Origin of the sequence: Bauldia sp. (assembly GCA_037200845.1) — a bacterium.
In the GTDB taxonomy this organism is placed as follows: domain Bacteria; phylum Pseudomonadota; class Alphaproteobacteria; order Rhizobiales; family Kaistiaceae; genus DASZQY01.
Window position 1 is genome coordinate 463538 of record JBBCGQ010000001.1, and the last position, 16351, is coordinate 479888.

Genomic DNA, 16351 nt, shown 5'->3' on the forward strand with positions numbered 1-16351 from the left:
AGCGAGGCTGACCATGTCCACGACCGTGACCGACGCCAATTTCGACAAGGACGTGCTTGGCGCGTCGGGTCCCGTGGTCGTCGATTTCTGGGCGGAATGGTGCGGCCCGTGCAAGCTGATCTCGCCGGCGCTGGAGGAAATTTCGACCGAGATGGACGGCAAGGTGACTATCGCCAAGCTCAACGTCGACGATAATCCGAACATCACGATCCGCTACGGCGTCCGCTCGATCCCGACCCTGATAGTGTTCAAGAACGGCGAGCCGGTGTCGATGCAGGTCGGCGCCGCGCCCAAGGGCCGGTTGTCGGACTGGATCAAGAGCGCGATCTAGTTCGCCACTCTCCCTTTCGTCATCGCGGCCTCCCCTTCGTCACCCCGGCGAAAGCCGGGGTCCAGCGCTAGGGCTTCGGCGTGTTCGGACGGCTGCGCTGGATTCCGGCTTTCGCAGGAATGACGACCAGGTTGGAAATTCCATTCCTTGATCGCCGGCCAATCGGCGCTAGCTTCGCGCTCCCCGTCGCCTGAGAGATTCGCCCCATGGCCACCACCCACGTCACCGAAGCCTCGTTCGATTCCGAAGTGCTCGGCGAGTCGCTGCCCGTTGTCGTCGATTTCACCGCGGTCTGGTGCCCGCCGTGCCACGCCATCGCGCCGTACCTCGAGCAGATTTCCGACGAGCTCAGCGGCAAGGTGAAGATCGTCAAGCTCGACGTCGATGCCGACCCGGCGATCTCGACGCGCTACGGCGTCCGCTCGATGCCGACGCTGATGGTGTTCAAGAACGGCGAGCTGATCGCGATGCAGATCGGCGCCCAGCCGAAGAGCCGGCTGTCGGACTGGATCAAGGCTGCGATCTGACTCCCTTTTTCGTCACCCCGGCGAAAGCCCGGGGTCCAGCGCTGGCATGTCAGCTAGCTTCAGCGTTCGCGCTGGATTCCGGCTTTCGCCGGAATGACTAACACTAGGTGGGCGGCGTACCGTTCGCCGCCAGCACAGTCCCCGCAAGATAAAGCGAACCCGCGATAAGCACGCGCGGCGCCGGCACCTGCGCTGCCGCGATCGCGGCGAGCGCGGCTGACACGTCCGCCATCGGCTCGGCGATCAGCCCGGCCTCGCGCGCTGCCGCGGCGAGTTCCACCGCACCGCGGCTGGCGGCCGAGCCCGGCACCGGCACGGTATAGACGCGCTGGGCGAGGCCCGCGAACGGCTTGAAGAAGCCGACGGGGTCCTTGGTGTTCAGCATCCCGGAAATCATCACCAGCGGCTTCGGCGCGCGCTCCTCAAGGTCGGCCATCGCCTCGGCGATGACGTGGCCCGCGGCGGGATTGTGCCCGCCGTCCAGCCAGATTTCGGCATCGGGCAGCCGCGCGAACAGCGCGCCGCCGGCCAGCGACTGCAGCCGCGCCGGCCATTCGACATTGGCGAGCCCCGCTTCGAAGGCGGCGTTGGGCAGCCGCAATCCCGCCCGCCGAAGCGCCGCGATCGCAGTGCCGGCGTTGGCGTACTGATGACGGCCGGGCAGGCGCGGCGCCGGCAGGTCGATCAGCCCGTCCTCGTCCTGGTAGACCAGCCGCCCGCCCTCCGGATGCGCGACCCAATCGCGGTTGGCGATGAACAGCTCGGCCCGCCGCCGCGCGCCCTCGCGCTCGATCTCGGCGAGCGCCTCCTCGACTTGCGGCGCGATGATGCCCGGCCGTCCGCGTTTCAAAATGCCGGCCTTCTCGTGCGCAATCGCGGTCAGCGTCGCGCCGAGAAATTTTTCGTGATCGAGCGCCACCGACGTGATCACCGCGGCGAGCGGCGAGGGCACGACGTTGGTTGCATCGAGCCGCCCGCCAAGCCCGACTTCGAGCAGCACGATGTCGGCCGGGTGGCGCGCGAAGATGTCGAACGCCGCGGCGGTGGTGATCTCGAACTGGGTGATCGGCCGGCCGGCGTTGATCTTCTCGACCTGCGCCAGCGCATCGACCAGCTCGTCCTCATCGACGAAATGGCTGCGCGGCCCGTCGCCGAGGCGGATGCGCTCGTGGAAGCGCACGAGATGCGGCGAGGTGTAGACGTGCACGCGCTTGCCCGCGGCTTCCAGCATGGCGCGCATGAAGGCGGTGGTGGAGCCCTTGCCGTTGGTGCCTGCAACGATGATGACCGGCGCCAGCCGCCGCTCGGGATGGCCGAGGTCGGCCATCAGCCGCTCGACCCGCTCCAGCGACAGGTCGATTTCCTTCGGATGGAGCGTCGTCAGGCGCTCCAGGATCGCGTCTGAGCGCTCCATGGAAACCGCGGCTTACTCGGCCGCGACGGGCAGGTTCGCCGGCAGCGACTCGGCGCCGAGCAGGCGGCAGAGGCGGGCGATCGTCTCGCGCAGCTTGTGGCGGTGGACGACGAGATCGACCATGCCGTGCTCGCGCAGGAACTCGCTGCGCTGGAAACCCTCCGGCAGCTTCTCGCGGATCGTCTGCTCGATGACGCGCGGGCCGGCGAAGCCGATCAGCGCGCCGGGCTCCGCGACATGCACGTCGCCGAGCATGGCGTAGGAGGCGGTGACGCCGCCCATCGTCGGGTTGGTGAGCACGACGATGTAGGGCAGCTTCGCGTCCTTCAGCGTCTCGACCGCCACGGTCGTGCGCGGCAACTGCATCAGCGAGAACACGCCCTCCTGCATGCGCGCGCCGCCCGAGCCGGCGAAGAGCACGAACGGCTGCTTCTTCTCGACCGCGGTGAGCATCCCCGTGATGATTGCCTCGCCGGCAGCCATGCCGAGCGAGCCGCCCATGAAAGCGAAGTCCTGCACCGCGGCGGTGAGCGGCACGCCCTCGACCGTGCCGGTGGCGACCTGCACGGCGTCGACCGCGCCGGTCTTGGCGCGCGCGTCGCGCAGCCGCTCCGTGTAGCGCCGCTCGTCGCGGAACTTGAGCGGATCGATCGGCACGTCGGGCAGGGCGGCGAGCGTGTATTCGCTGCCGTCGAAGAAATGATCGAGCCGCTGCTTGGTCGTCATCCGCATGTGGTAGCCGGAGCCGGGGATGACGAAATGGTTCGCCTCGAGATCGCGATGGAACACCATCTCGCCCGTTTCGGGACACTTGACCCAGAGGTTCTGCGCCACCTCGCGCTTGTTGAGGAGGCTGCGGATCCGGGGGCGAACGACGTTGCTGATCCAGCTCAAGCTTTGCTTCCCTTTATACTTTCTCGCGCGCGGCGCGGACGCCCTCGGCAAGTTCGGCGACCAGTTTGGTGACGTCCGAAACCGTCGTTTTCGTGGCCTTCCCGTCGGTACCGAGCGAGTTCTTGATCGCGCCGACGATGGCCGATCCTACCACGACGCCGTCGGCCGCGGCGCCTATCGCCGTCGCCTGCGCGGCCGTGCGCACACCGAAGCCGACCGCTACCGGCAATGTGGTGTGCCGTTTGATTCTTTCCACTGCCTTTGCGACCCGAGCAGGGTCCGGCGCGGCCATGCCCGTGATGCCGGTGATCGAGACGTAGTAAACGAACCCGGAAGTATTCTTCAGCACCGCCGGCAGCCGCTTGTCGTCGGTGGTCGGCGTCGCCAGGCGGATGAAGTTCAGCCCTGCCTTCAGGGCCGGGATACACAATTCGTCGTCGGCCTCGGGCGGCAGGTCGACCACGATCAATCCATCGACCCCGGCGGCGATCGCGTCGTCGACGAATTTTGCGCTGCCGTGGATATAAATCGGGTTGTAGTAACCCATCAGGATGATCGGCGTGTCCTGGTCGCCTTTGCGGAATTCGGCGACCATCGCCAGCGTCTTGTTCAGCGTCTGCCCGGCCTTGAGCGCGCGCTGCCCCGATGCCTGAACCGACGGGCCGTCCGCCATCGGATCCGAAAACGGCATGCCGAACTCGATCATGTCGGCGCCCGCCTTCGGCAGCGATTTGAGGATCGCCATCGACGTGTCGTAGTCGGGGTCTCCGGCCGTGATGAAGCAGCCCAGCGCCGGGCGACCTTCCTTCTTCAGCGCGGCAAAGCGGCGGTCGATACGTGATGCCTTCATTGCGGCGTCGACTCCGGGCAAAAGTTCGCAACTTGATCCTTGAGCGCGTCGTATCCCGCCCGGTCGAAATGCGCCTGCCAGGCGATCGACTTCCCGACGCGGAGGTCCGCGGTGAACGGCACGCCCCTGTCGGCGAGCAGCGACCACAGCGTCGGCGCATCCCTGTCGCCGAGGCCGTACATCGAGCCGCCGCTGTCCTCCGCCACCACAGGAAAACTCACTTGTTTCCCGTCGTCGACTGCGACGTCGAGGCGTACGCCGGCGTCAACCGGCAACGCTTCCTCGTCATCGTCGATCGTCGAATATTCGGCAGTCAGCGCGCCATTCCGGCACTCGAACGAAAGGAACGTGAGGCTGAACGCGTCGTCCGCCAGCATCAGCATGGTCTTGTCCTTTGAGAACGACCAGTCGGCATGCGCCGGCAAAGGTGAGGCGGCAGCCCAAGCGGCGAAAGCGGCGCCGAAGGCCGCTCTCATATGTCCATCCCCAGATGCTTGGCGACGGTGAACACGTCCTTGTCGCCGCGGCCCGAAAGGTTGACGACGATCGTCTTGTCCTTCGCCATCGTCGGCGCGAGCTTCGTCACATAGGCGAGCGCGTGCGCCGACTCGAGCGCCGGGATGATGCCTTCGATCTTGGTCAGCAACTGGAACGCGTCGAGCGCCTCGTTGTCGGTCGCCGGCACGTATTTCACGCGGCCGGTGTCCTTCAGCCACGAATGCTCCGGACCGACGCCCGGATAGTCGAGACCGGCCGAGATCGAGTGGCCCTCGAGGATCTGGCCGTCGGCATCCTGCAGCAGGTAGGTGCGGTTGCCGTGCAGCACGCCCGGCCGCCCGCCACTCATCGAAGCGGCGTGGCCGTTCTCGACCTCGAGACCGTGCCCCGCGGCTTCAACGCCGTAGATTGCGACGTCCTTGTCGTCGAGGAACGGGTGGAAGATGCCGATGGCGTTGGAGCCGCCGCCGATGCAGGCGACGATTGCGTCGGGCAAGCGGCCCTCAAGTTCCATCATCTGCTCGCGCGTCTCGGTGCCGATCACCGACTGGAAATCGCGCACCATCTCCGGGTAGGGATGCGGGCCGGCGGCCGTGCCGATCAGGTAGTACGTGTCGCTGACGTTGGTCACCCAGTCCCGCAGCGCCTCGTTCATCGCGTCCTTCAGCGTGCCGTTGCCGGCGGTCACCGGATGCACCTCCGCCCCCAGCATGCGCATGCGGAACACGTTCGGCTTCTGCCGCTCGACGTCGGTGGCGCCCATGTAAACGACGCACGGCAGGCCGAAGCGCGCCGATACCGTCGCCGCGGCGACGCCATGCTGGCCGGCGCCGGTCTCCGCGATGATGCGCGTCTTGCCCATGCGCCGCGCCAGCAGAATCTGGCCGAGGCAGTTGTTGATCTTGTGCGAGCCGGTGTGGTTCAGCTCCTCGCGCTTGAGGTAGATCTTGGCGCCGCCGAGATGCGCGGTGAGACGCTCGGCGAAATAGAGCGGCGAGGGGCGGCCGGCATAATACGTGTTGAGGTTGGTGAGCTCCGCGTGGAAAGCCGGATCGTTCTTCGCCGCGGTGTATGCCGCTTCCAGGTCGAGGATCAGCGGCATCAGGGTCTCGGCGACGAAGCGCCCGCCGAAGATGCCGAAGAAGCCGCGCTCGTCGGGGCCGGTGCGGTAGCTGTTGGGTTGCGGGGCGTTCACGACGCTACCTTCTCTTTTGCAACAGCGGCGCGGGCGTTGGTGATGAACGCGCGTATCAGGTCGGGAGATTTGGCGCCCGGCGCCGTCTCGACGCCGGAGGAAACATCGACGCCCGGCGCGCCGGTGATGCGCAGCGCCTCGCCGACGTTCGCCGGCGTCAGCCCGCCGGACAGCAGATACGGGACCGCGGGCCGGAAGCCGGACAGGATGGTCCAGTCGAAAGTGTTGGCATTGCCGCCCGGCCGCGTTGCGTCCTTCGGCGGCTTGGCGTCGAGCAGCAGCATGTCCGCCACCGCGGCGTAGTTTCGCGCGGTGTCGAGATCGGCGGCGCCGGCGATGCCGACGGCCTTAAGTACGCGCTTGCCGAAGCGGCGGCGCAGCTCCGCGACGCGCTCTACGCTTTCCTTGCCGTGCAGTTGCAGCCAGTCCGGATTGACGGCTTCGACGATGGCGCCGAGCGTTGCATCGTCGAAATCGACGGCCAGCGCGACGGTCTCCGCGCGCCCGCGCACGCGCTTCACCAGCCCCGCCGCTTTTTCGTTGGAAACGAACCGCGGCGTACGGGGAAAAAATACGAATCCGACCATGTCGGCGCCGGCCGCAAGGGCCGCGTCCAGCGTTTCCTCGGTCGAAAGACCGCAGATTTTCACGGTCAGGCTCATGGGGCGGGATTTCGCACGAAACTGCCTGTGAGTCCAACCGCTTCCGGCTGCCTAGGCGCCGAGCCGACGCCAGACTTCCACCGCTGCGGCAAGGTCTTCCGCCGCATGGCCGACCGACTTGAACAGCGTGATCTCATCGGCCGAACGGCGGCCGGCGAAGCCGGGCGCGACAATGTCGGCGAGCTCCCCGGCGATCGCCGCTTCGGTCAGCGCGCCAGAGGCCAACGGTTGCGTAATGTCGCCGCTTTCCTTCATGCCGGCGCGGCTGTCGACGTAGACCGTCGACCAGCGGATCGCCGCGTCGTCGGCCTCGCGCATCGCCGGCGTGAAGGCGCCCACCAGATCGACGTGCGTGCCGGGCTTGAGCCACGCGCCCTCCACCAGGGGTTCGTTGCTGAGCGTGGCGACCGAGACGATGTCCGCGGCGCGGATCGCGGCTTCGCGGTCGGTTGTCGGCGTGACGGTGAGGCCGGCGCGCGTCAGCTCCGCCGCCAGGTGGACCGCGTGTTCGGGCGTCCGGTTCCAGATCGAAACGTGCGTCAGAGGCCGCACCGTGGCGTGCGCCGAGATCAGGTGGGGCGCCAGCGCCCCGGCGCCGATCATCGCCATATGGGTTGCGTCGGGGCGGGCGAGGGCGCTGGAGACCAGCGCCGAGGTCGCGGCCGTGCGCCACAGCGTCAGCGCCACGCCGTCGATCGCGGCGAGCGGGGCGCCGCTGTCGCCAGCCATCAGCAGATAGGTCCCCATGACACTGGGCAGCGAGCGCGTCGCGTTATCCGGGAAAACCGAGACCAGCTTGACGCCGATGAAGCCGCCGTCCGCGCCCTGCTGCCATGCCGGCATCAGGAGCAGCGTCGCTTCCGTGCTGGGGCGCACGATGCGGTGATGATGGCGGGGCGGAGCCACGATGTTGTCGCGGAAGGCGGCGTGTATCGCGGCGATCAGGATCGGGTAGTCGAGAACCCAGTCGATGTCCTTCGCGGTGACGACGCGCATCGCCGGATCAGGCCGCGTCGCGGTCGCGCGGCGGGAAGAGGGCGGGCGTGGTTGCCTCGATCTGTTGCCGCAGGCGCCCGATCTCGCCGCGCAGCCGCTCGTTGGCGGCGCGTTCGCTCCGCGCCATGTGGCGCCAGCGGCCCTGCCGTATCCATGTCGCGACGCCGCCGATGACGATGCCGACGGTCACCGCCGCGAACAGGAAGACGTAGAGCGGGCCGCTCGCCGACCAGCCCGGCGCGACCGTGCCGATCGGATCGAGCGAGAAGGTCACCGCGCCGCGGTTGGCGACGGAGAGCGCGACGATCACGATCGCGATGGGGATCAGGACGAAGAGGGTGAGAAAGCGCCGCATCTAGCGATTGATCGACCCGCAGTGGCCGCAAGTCAAACGCGTCAGGTGTTCAGCCGCTCGCGCATTTCCTTGCCGGTCTTGAAGAAGGGCACGTACTTCTCGGTCACCGCGACCTTGGTGCCGGTGCGCGGGTTGCGCCCGGTGCGCGCCGGCCGGTTCTTCACGCTGAAGGCGCCGAAGCCGCGCAGCTCGACCCGGTCGCCGCGCGCCAATGCCGCCGTGATCTCATTGAGGATCGCGTTGACGATGTGCTCGACGTCGCGCTGATAGAGATGCGGGTTGCGCTCGGAGATCCTCTGGACCAGTTCCGATTTTATCATCACGCCGCCCCCCGACGGGTCACGTGTCCCCGCCCCCAGAACCCTGCCAAACCGACAGGAGACCGTCAAGCTTGAGGCCGTCGGGCAGGAGGCGGTCGATGAGCGCAGGCGTGATCGCCGGCGCGAGGCCGGTGGTCTGCATCAGCCACGTGATCACGGCCGAGGAGAGCGAGAACGGCCCCTTGCCCGGACGCGACGGTTCCCAGTCGTTGACCGGCAGCTTGGCGTCTACGCCCTTGGTGCCGAGCCAGGCAATCGCGACGTCCTCGCCGCCGAGCTCGTCGATCAGTTTCACGTTCAGCGCCTGCTGGCCGGTGTAGATGCGGCCGTCGGCGTACGTCAGGGCCAGCGCCCGATCGAGCTTGCGCCGCTCGGCGACGATGTCGACGAACCAGCCGAACGTGTCGTTGACCAGGCCCTGCACCACCGCGCGCGCCTCGTCGCTGGTCGGGTGGAAAGGATCGGGCTCGGCCTTGAGCGGCGCGCTCTTGATGTCCTCGACCTTGACGCCGAGCTTGTCGAGCAGCGCGCTGACCTCCGGGTATTCGAAGATCACGCCGATAGAACCCGTGATCGAGGTGCGCCGCGCGACGATGTGGTCGGTGGCGATCGCCGCCATATAGGCGGCCGACGCGCCGACCGTGCCGATGGTCGCGACGGTGGGCTTCGCCGCGGCGAGCTTGCGCAGGCTTTCGTACAGCGCCTCGCCGCCGGTGGTCGAGCCGCCGGTCGAGTTGATCGAGACGATGACGCCCTTGACCGCGTCATCCTTGGCGAGCCTGGCCAGCATCTCCGCCTGGTCGCGGTCCTCGGCGATGAAGCCCGAGATCGACACGCGCGCGATCTGCGCGTGCTTGATGAAGCCGCTGCCGCCGTTGCGGCTCGACGCCGCGGCGAAGATGGCGCCGGCGATCAGCACGATCACGGCGGCGAACCCGATGAAGCGCCAGAACGAGAGTTTGCGCCGCAAGCGGCGGCGGTCGACGATCTGGTCGGCGGTCATGGACATTGGCGTGGCCTCGCTTGGTCCCGGAGGCGTGGGTTAGCGCCTTATGGGCGCAGCGGCAAGACGGCAGGCGGCGCCCCCCTCACCCTTCGTCTCTAGTTCGCTTGGCTCACAAGAGCCGAAGCCCTCTCCCACAAGGGGAGAGGGGGACTAACCGGCGCTGCGGCTTGTTCCCTCTCCCTTGGTGGGACAGGGCTCTTTCTCTTGGCGAGCGAAGCGAGCCTAGAGAAAGAGGGTGAGGGGGGCGCCGTGCAAACAAAAAGCCCGCCGGAATGAACCGGCGGGCCTGATTTGATGCGATGAGAAAAAACCAGCCTAGCTGGTCTTCTCCTCGTCTTCTTCGCGCTGCTTGAGCGCCGCGCCGAGGATGTCGCCGAGCGAGGCGCCCGAGTCGGACGAGCCGTACTGCGCCACGGCTTCCTTCTCTTCGGCGATTTCCAGCGCCTTGATCGATACGCTGATCTTCCGCGTCTTCTTGTCGAAGGCGGTGACGCGCGCGTCGACCTTCTCGCCCTTGGCAAAGCGCTCCGGCCGCTGCTCCGACCGGTCGCGCGACAGGTCCGAACGGCGGATGAAGGCGGTGAGGTCGGTGTCGGCGATACGCACGTCGATGCCGGCTTCCTTGACGTCGATGACCTCGCACGTGACGACCGCGCCCTTGCGGACCTCGCCGGAGGCACCGGCTTCCTCGAAGGGATCGGCGCCGTTCACCTGCTTGATGCCGAGCGAGATGCGCTCCTTCTCGATATCGACGTCGAGCACCTGCGCCTTGACCTTGTCGCCGCGGTTGTAGGTCTCGATCGCCTGCTCGCCCGGAACGCTCCAGTCGAGGTCGGAGAGGTGGACCATGCCGTCGACGTCGCCGTCGAGGCCGACGAACAGGCCGAACTCGGTCTTGTTCTTGACCTCGCCCTCGACGATCGTGCCGACCGGGTACTTGGCGGCGAACGTGTCCCACGGATTGGCGAGCGTCTGCTTGAGGCCAAGCGAGATGCGGCGCTTCACCGGGTCGACCTCGAGGATCATCACTTCCACTTCCTGCGAAGTGGCGACGATCTTGCCGGGGTGGACGTTCTTCTTGGTCCAGCTCATTTCGGAGACGTGGATGAGGCCTTCGATGCCCGGCTCCAGTTCGACGAATGCGCCGTAGTCGGTGATGTTCGTCACGCGGCCCTTGAAGCGCGCGTTGACCGGGTACTTGGCCTCGATGCCCTGCCACGGATCGGCCTCGAGCTGCTTCATGCCCAGCGAGATGCGGTGCGTCTCGTGGTTGACGCGGATGATCTGCACCTTGACCGTCTGGCCGATGTTGAGCACCTCGGACGGATGGTTGATGCGGCGCCACGCGATGTCGGTGACGTGCAGCAGGCCGTCGATGCCGCCGAGATCGACGAACGCACCGTAGTCGGTGATGTTCTTGACGACGCCGTCGATGATCTGGCCTTCCTCGAGGCTCTGGACGAGCTCCGAACGCTGCTCGGCGCGCGTCTCTTCCAGCACCGTGCGGCGGGAGACGACGATGTTGCCGCGGCGCTTGTCCATCTTGAGGATCTGGAACGGCTGCGGCGTATGCATCAGCGGGGTGACGTCGCGAACCGGCCGGATGTCGACCTGCGAACGCGGCAGGAAGGCCACGGCGCCGTCGAGATCGACGGTGAAGCCGCCCTTGACCTGGTTGAAGATCACGCCGGTGACCTTCTCGTTCTTGTTGAAGCTTTCCTCGAGCTTGACCCAGCTCTCTTCGCGGCGGGCCTTCTCGCGGGAGAGGACTGCCTCGCCGAGCGCGTTTTCGATGCGCTCCAGGTAGACCTCGACTTCGTCGCCGACCTTCAGCTCGGACTCACGTCCGGGGGCGGCGAATTCCTTGAGGGCGACACGCCCTTCCGTCTTCAGGCCGACATCGATGACCGCGAGGTCCTTTTCGATGGCGACGATGGTGCCCTTTACGACACTGCCCTCCATGAGGGAGTCGGCAGTGAAAACCTCGTTGAGGAGGGCGGTAAAATCTTCACGCGACGGGTTCGCGGTATTGGCTACTGGCATTGACACTCCTGTGTCGCCGGGTGTGCCGCCCGACGGTTGGCGTTGAAAATATCCCGCCTTCGAAACCCTGCCCGAATGGGCGCCCGCGCTGGTCGCGGTGCGGCACGATCGGGTCCCGAAAGTGAGGCGAAGTCTTGGGTTCCCCCGCCAAGGGCGGGAAGCCGGCCGCACGACAATGTCGGCGAACCGTTCAGAACCGGCCGTTTCTATAGCGATCCCGGCGTCGCCGGGCAAGAGCAGGTCAGGCCTACGATTGCGCTTTCGCCTTCTCGACGATGGCGAGCGCCGCCTGGAACGCCTGCTCGGGATTCATATGGGAGGTATCGAGCAGGATTGCATCGGGCGCCTGCGCCAGCGGCGCGGTCCGCCGGCCGGCATCGCGCTCGTCGCGTTCCTTGATTTCGGCAAGGATCGTCCGGTAGCGGACGTTGCGGCCTTTATCGAGCAGCTCGTCCGTCCGCCGCTGCGCCCGCACCTCCGGGCTGGCGGTGACGTAAATCTTCACCTCGGCTTGCGGGCAGATCACGGTGCCGATGTCGCGCCCGTCGAGCACGGCGCCGCCGGGCCGCGCCGCGAAATCCTGCTGGAACTTGAGCAGCGAGGCGCGCACCCCGGCATGCACGCTGACGCGCGAGGCGATCTCGCCGGCCTCGCGACCCCGCAGCGTCGGGTCGGAAAGCCGCTCGAGGTCGATATCGAGGGCGACGATCGCCGCCGCCGCCGCGTCGTCCGGATCGAGCCCGCGCTCGACCATCGTCTTGCCGACGAGGCGGTAGAGCAGGCCGGTGTCGAGGTACGGCAGGTGATAGTGCCTGGCCAGCCGCGCCGCGAGGGTGCCCTTGCCCGCCGCCGCCGGACCGTCGATCGCGATGATCATGCGCGTCAGGCGGCGTCCGGGTCGGCGAAACTCGCGCCGAGGCCGGTCATCAGGCTGCGGAACTCCGGGTAGCTGGTCGCGATCGGCCGCGCGTCGTCGACCGTCACCGGCTTCTCGCTCGCGAGGCCGAGCACCAGGAACGACATCGCGATGCGATGGTCGAGGTGCGTCGCGACGGTGCCACCGCCTTCGACCTTGGCGGCGCCGTGAACGGTGAGCGACTCCGGCGTATCTTCCGCCGTGACGCTGTTGGCCCGGAGCCCCGCCAGTACCGTTGCGACGCGGTCCGATTCCTTGACGCGCATCTCGCCGATGCCCTGCATCAGCGTATCGCCCTCGGCGAAAGCGGCGGCAACGGCAAGCACCGGGTATTCGTCGATCATCGACGGCGCCCGTCCTGGCGGCACCGCGATGCCCTTGAGGCGGCTCGAGCGCACATGGATGTCGCCGACTTCCTCGCCGCCGACGGTGCGCCGGTTTTCGATCGCGATATCGCCGCCCATCTCGATCAGCGTATCGATCAGGCCGGTGCGCGTCGGGTTGAGCATCACGTTTTCCACCACGACGTCCGAGCCCTCGACGATCAGCGCCGCGACGATGGTGAACGCCGCCGACGACGGATCGCTCGGCACGACGATCACCTGCGGCTTCAGCGCCTGCCCGCCGTCGAGCTTGATGACACGGTTGCCGTCGCTGTCGGTTTCGATCTCGATCGCCGCGCCGAAGGCGGTGAGCATCCGCTCGGTATGGTCGCGCGTCGCGGTCGGCTCGGTGATCGTGGTCAGCCCCTGCGCGTTGAGCGCCGCGAACAGCACCGCCGATTTCACCTGCGCCGACGGCACCGTGAGGCGGAAGTCGATCGGGATCAGCGCGTCCGGCCCCTTGATCGTCGCCGGCAGCTTGTCGCCCGCCCGCGCCAGCACCTGCACGCCCATGCGCCGCAGCGGATCGAACACGCGCCCCATCGGCCGCTTCACCAGCGACCCGTCACCGGTGAACGTCGTCGCGAAAGAATGGCTGCCGGCGATGCCCATGGCGAGGCGCACCCCCGTGCCGGCGTTGCCGTAGTCGATGACGTGCGTCGGCTCGAGCAGCCCGCCGACGCCCACGCCGGCCACCCGCCACGTGCCGTTGCCGGTGCGCGTGACCGTGGCGCCGAACGAACGCATCGCCTCGGCGGTCGCCAGCACGTCCTCGCCTTCGAGCAGTCCCTCGATTGCCGTCTCGCCGATGGCGAGCGCCCCCAGCATCAGCGCGCGGTGCGAAATCGACTTGTCGCCGGGCGGCCGGATCGTGCCCTTGAGCGGGCCGGATCGCTTGGCGCTGAGCGGCCTCGCGGCGTCCTCGGTCGGCATCTGGGGTCTGGCTCCGCTTGGGTCGGCTTGCGGGTTCTCGGGCGCCGTCCGGATAGCACAGCCTCGCCGGGGCGTCACCCAATCGGATTGCCCATCGCCGAGGCAGTGCGAAATGCTTTTGACACCAGGGGTCGCGCGGACTATGGGAGCACGCTCAAACGCCCCGGAACGAGGCAAACCGTGACGAAAGCAGAGCTCGGCACCAAGCGTGTCTGTCCGAATTGCGGCACGAGGTATTACGACCTCAACCGCAGTCCGATTATCTGCCCGCACTGCGGGACCAAATTCGAGGTAGCGCCCCCGGCGCGCGCCCGCGCTGCGGCGCCCGCGCCGAAGCCGGTGCCGGTGCCTGAGGTCGAGGTCGAGAAGGAAGACGTCGAGATCGTCTCGCTCGAGGAGGCCGACGACGAGGCCGCCACCGGCGGCGCCGTCAAGGTCGAGGGCGCCGAGGACGAGGACGAGGAAATCGAGAAGGAAGACGACACCTTCCTCGCCGACGAAGAAGACGAAGAGGACGACGTCGAGGACATCATCGGCGACGTCGACGAGGAAGAGCCGTAGGCTTGCACCTCCAAGGGGCGCGGAATATGGTCCGCGCCCGCTGGACCCCGGGATATATCAGGGGGTTCCGGCAACCCAGGTTTCCCTAGGTCGGGGCCATAGCTCAGCTGGGAGAGCGCCTGCATGGCATGCAGGAGGTCAGCGGTTCGATCCCGCTTGGCTCCACCAACCTTACCCCGTTCTCATGCCGTCGCGGCCTCTGTCCGCGGCACGCCTCGGAAGCGTCGATGAAAAGCGTACGCAGACTCATCGACGGGCCGATCATCCATCCCGGCATGCTTCCCGGAACTGACGGCGACAACATCAACGGCGCATCGCTGATCGCCGTGCCGGAGTGGCTGCCGTCCCGGCTCGGCCGCTTCTACATGTACTTTGCGCACCATGCCGGCAGCTATATCCGCCTGGCTTATGCCGACGATCTCGCCGGACCCTGGCAGATACACCCGCACGGCTCGCTGCGGCTGGAAGATGCGCCCGCCTGCCGCGATCACATCGCCTCGCCTGACGTCCATGTCGATCCGGTTGCCCGCCGGATCGTCATGTTCTTCCACGGCCCGGTCCGCGATGGCAGGAGACAGCGGACGTTCGTCGCCAGCTCGGCGGACGGAATACGATTTGCGGCGGGACCGGAAGAGATCGCGGATTTCTACTTTCGAACCGTGCCATGGCGGGACCGCTGGATCGGAATGTCGAAAGGCGGCGTCGCATACATCTCCGCCAGACGCGACGCAGACTATCGGCCGGTAGCGGCCGCGATCTTTCCCGGGCAACACCCGTCGCGCAACATGCCGGGCGACGTCCGCCACGTCGCGCTGCATGTCATCGGAGACGTCCTTCAGGTCTTCTATACGGAGATAGGCGGCGCGCCGGAGCAAATCTACCGGACGACCGTGGACCTCGCCGCCCCGATAAACGCCTGGACCACGGCCGGCCGCCAACTGGTTCTGGCACCGCAGCGGCCGTGGGAGGGCGCCGGCCTTCCGCTGACGAGGTCGCGCGCCGGCGCGGCGCCCGGCCCCGAGCATGCGCTACGCGATCCCGCGATATTCTCGTGGAGCGGCGCGTTGTATCTGCTCTACGCTGTCGCCGGCGAATCCGGCATCGGCATCGCTGAATTGATCGAATAGACGGATGTCGATGCCGACGAAGCAAAGCCGTAATCGACTGCCTGCACCGTGATCCGCGCCCTGCTTAAATCCCAGCCCGGCGCCGACCAGTCAGCGTTCGTCCGCGCCCACGTGGAAGCCTTGCGGGCACCGGGAGCTCTCGCCCGGCGGCTTCGGGAAATCGATCAGCACCGCCCTTCCCGCCGTATTTTTCTGATGGGCTGCGGACGCTCGGGAACCTGGCTGCTCACCGCTGCATTTTCGACCTTCGGCGACCTCGACGTGATGGGCGCGGAAAGTCCGGCCGAGGCGTTCGGCATGTTCGCCACGGACAAGCCGGCGCTCCTGGTCAAGCGCGACCACGTCGCCTACCAGCGCATCGAAGAGCTGCCCGACAGCATCGAGATTGCAATCATCGTGCGCCATCCGTTTGCGGTTCTCACCAGCCACAATCCGGTAAGCCGGCGCGCGTATCACATCGCCCCGCACCGCTGGCTGGGTGAAATGCTTGCCCTCCAGTACCTTCTCGATACGCGTCGGCCGGCCACGGTCATTGTCCGCTACGAAGACCTCGTGACCGATCCGGATCGCGTCCAGACCCGCCTGTCAGAAGCGTTCCGCCTGCCGATCGCACATCCGATGTCGGCCATCGCCGAGGTATTTCGTCCGCCGGCGAGTGCGCTCTCGGCGATGCACGGCCTCCGGCCGGTCGATCGCGACTCCGTGGAGAAATACAAGCACGATCCGGAGAAGATCGCCTATCTCCGCTCGATCCGCCCGCGCCTCGGCCGCCTTCTCACATGGGTGGCGGAAGAATACGGCTACGACATCGAGATTTGACGGTCATCGTTTGGCGACGGCGGGCCGCGCTTCCGTGTTTTTTTGGAGCTAGTTCGCCACGTCCGGCGCGAAGTTCATCGCCACGCCGTTGATGCAGTAGCGCAGGTGGGTCGGCGGCGGGCCGTCGTTGAAGACGTGGCCGAGGTGGCTGCCGCAGTTGGCGCAATGGCACTCCGTCCGCGTCATGCCGTAGCTGCGGTCGACCGAGTTCTCCACCGCGCCCGGCACCGGCTCGTTGAAGCTCGGCCAGCCGGTGCCCGACTCGAACTTGACCTTCGACTTGAACAGCGGCTGCCCGCAGCCGGCGCACGAGAACGTGCCGGCGCGCTTCTCATGCAGTAGCGCGCAGCTTCCCGGCGCCTCGGTGCCGTGGTCGCGCATGATGCGATACTGCTCGGCGGTCAGCGTCTTGCGCCACTCCGCGTCGCTGCGCTCGAAGGGGAAATGCTTGTCCATTCTTGTTGTCTCCCTCTGATTGCTTTGGCTGTCGCTAATATAGGTATTGCACGCCGATCCCGGGA

General features: G+C 67.1%; 19 protein-coding genes and 1 tRNA gene. 6 read left to right on the forward strand and 14 right to left on the reverse strand.

What is annotated here, in order from left to right:
* Window positions 1–13: 13 nt before the first annotated feature.
* Both trxA (WDM94_02295) and trxA (WDM94_02300) read left to right on the forward strand, forming a co-directional pair.
* A complete protein-coding gene (trxA, locus tag WDM94_02295) occupies window positions 14–331 on the forward strand; it encodes a thioredoxin (GenBank protein MEJ0011457.1) in 318 nt (105 codons plus the stop codon).
* A gap of 206 nt (window positions 332–537) precedes the next feature.
* Window positions 538–858: a thioredoxin gene (trxA, locus tag WDM94_02300; protein ID MEJ0011458.1), complete on the forward strand. Its 321-nt coding sequence runs from the start codon at window positions 538–540 to the stop codon at window positions 856–858.
* A gap of 103 nt (window positions 859–961) precedes the next feature.
* Here the strand turns inward: trxA (WDM94_02300) and WDM94_02305 are convergent, their stop codons facing one another.
* The 13 genes from WDM94_02305 to aroA all read right to left on the reverse strand — a co-directional run bounded on the left by WDM94_02305 (window position 962) and on the right by aroA (window position 13323).
* Window positions 962–2272 (reverse strand): folylpolyglutamate synthase/dihydrofolate synthase family protein, encoded by a 1311-nt coding sequence (locus WDM94_02305; protein ID MEJ0011459.1) that lies wholly within the window; start codon window positions 2270–2272, stop codon window positions 962–964.
* 12 nt (window positions 2273–2284) lie between these two features.
* On the reverse strand, window positions 2285–3166 hold the full coding sequence (accD, locus tag WDM94_02310; GenBank protein MEJ0011460.1) for an acetyl-CoA carboxylase, carboxyltransferase subunit beta: 882 nt from the start codon (window positions 3164–3166) through the stop codon (window positions 2285–2287).
* Between the two features lie 13 nt (window positions 3167–3179).
* Window positions 3180–4016 (reverse strand): tryptophan synthase subunit alpha, encoded by an 837-nt coding sequence (trpA, locus tag WDM94_02315; protein MEJ0011461.1) that lies wholly within the window; start codon window positions 4014–4016, stop codon window positions 3180–3182.
* Window positions 4013–4399 carry a hypothetical protein gene (locus WDM94_02320; protein ID MEJ0011462.1) on the reverse strand — a complete coding sequence of 129 codons (387 nt, stop codon included), beginning with the start codon at window positions 4397–4399 and terminating at the stop codon, window positions 4013–4015. Before WDM94_02320 ends, trpA begins: the two co-directional genes overlap by 4 nt.
* Window positions 4400–4488: 89 nt before the next feature.
* Window positions 4489–5709, reverse strand: a complete 1221-nt coding sequence (gene trpB, locus WDM94_02325) for a tryptophan synthase subunit beta (protein ID MEJ0011463.1) — start codon at window positions 5707–5709, stop codon at window positions 4489–4491.
* Window positions 5706–6371, reverse strand: a complete 666-nt coding sequence (locus WDM94_02330) for a phosphoribosylanthranilate isomerase (GenBank protein MEJ0011464.1) — start codon at window positions 6369–6371, stop codon at window positions 5706–5708. The genes trpB and WDM94_02330 overlap by 4 nt, the downstream gene beginning before the upstream one ends.
* 51 nt (window positions 6372–6422) lie before the next feature.
* Complete coding sequence (locus WDM94_02335) at window positions 6423–7367, reverse strand: ornithine cyclodeaminase family protein (GenBank protein MEJ0011465.1); 945 nt, start codon at window positions 7365–7367, stop codon at window positions 6423–6425.
* A gap of 7 nt (window positions 7368–7374) precedes the next feature.
* Window positions 7375–7722 (reverse strand): LapA family protein, encoded by a 348-nt coding sequence (locus WDM94_02340; protein ID MEJ0011466.1) that lies wholly within the window; start codon window positions 7720–7722, stop codon window positions 7375–7377.
* 41 nt (window positions 7723–7763) lie between these two features.
* Window positions 7764–8042 (reverse strand): integration host factor subunit beta, encoded by a 279-nt coding sequence (gene ihfB, locus WDM94_02345; GenBank protein MEJ0011467.1) that lies wholly within the window; start codon window positions 8040–8042, stop codon window positions 7764–7766.
* Window positions 8043–8061: 19 nt separating this feature from the next.
* On the reverse strand, window positions 8062–9051 hold the full coding sequence (gene sppA, locus WDM94_02350) for a signal peptide peptidase SppA (protein ID MEJ0011468.1): 990 nt from the start codon (window positions 9049–9051) through the stop codon (window positions 8062–8064).
* 312 nt (window positions 9052–9363) lie between these two features.
* Window positions 9364–11091, reverse strand: coding sequence for a 30S ribosomal protein S1 (gene rpsA, locus WDM94_02355; GenBank protein MEJ0011469.1), 1728 nt, complete (start codon window positions 11089–11091; stop codon window positions 9364–9366).
* 247 nt (window positions 11092–11338) lie between these two features.
* Window positions 11339–11968 carry a (d)CMP kinase gene (gene cmk / locus WDM94_02360; protein ID MEJ0011470.1) on the reverse strand — a complete coding sequence of 210 codons (630 nt, stop codon included), beginning with the start codon at window positions 11966–11968 and terminating at the stop codon, window positions 11339–11341.
* Between the two features lie 5 nt (window positions 11969–11973).
* A complete protein-coding gene (aroA, locus tag WDM94_02365; GenBank protein ID MEJ0011471.1) occupies window positions 11974–13323 on the reverse strand; it encodes a 3-phosphoshikimate 1-carboxyvinyltransferase in 1350 nt (449 codons plus the stop codon).
* Between the two features lie 180 nt (window positions 13324–13503).
* Here aroA and WDM94_02370 point away from each other — a divergent pair, with 180 nt between their 5' ends.
* The 4 genes from WDM94_02370 (at window position 13504) to WDM94_02385 (ending at window position 15830) form a co-directional block, all read left to right on the forward strand.
* Window positions 13504–13884 carry a TIGR02300 family protein gene (locus WDM94_02370; GenBank protein MEJ0011472.1) on the forward strand — a complete coding sequence of 127 codons (381 nt, stop codon included), beginning with the start codon at window positions 13504–13506 and terminating at the stop codon, window positions 13882–13884.
* A gap of 92 nt (window positions 13885–13976) precedes the next feature.
* A tRNA-Ala gene (locus WDM94_02375) sits at window positions 13977–14052 on the forward strand.
* A gap of 59 nt (window positions 14053–14111) precedes the next feature.
* On the forward strand, window positions 14112–15011 hold the full coding sequence (locus WDM94_02380) for a hypothetical protein (GenBank protein ID MEJ0011473.1): 900 nt from the start codon (window positions 14112–14114) through the stop codon (window positions 15009–15011).
* Between the two features lie 195 nt (window positions 15012–15206).
* Complete coding sequence (locus tag WDM94_02385; GenBank protein ID MEJ0011474.1) at window positions 15207–15830, forward strand: hypothetical protein; 624 nt, start codon at window positions 15207–15209, stop codon at window positions 15828–15830.
* Window positions 15831–15878: 48 nt separating this feature from the next.
* Here the strand turns inward: WDM94_02385 and msrB are convergent, their stop codons facing one another.
* Window positions 15879–16286: a peptide-methionine (R)-S-oxide reductase MsrB gene (gene msrB, locus WDM94_02390; protein MEJ0011475.1), complete on the reverse strand. Its 408-nt coding sequence runs from the start codon at window positions 16284–16286 to the stop codon at window positions 15879–15881.
* Between the last annotated feature and the right edge of the window lie 65 nt (window positions 16287–16351).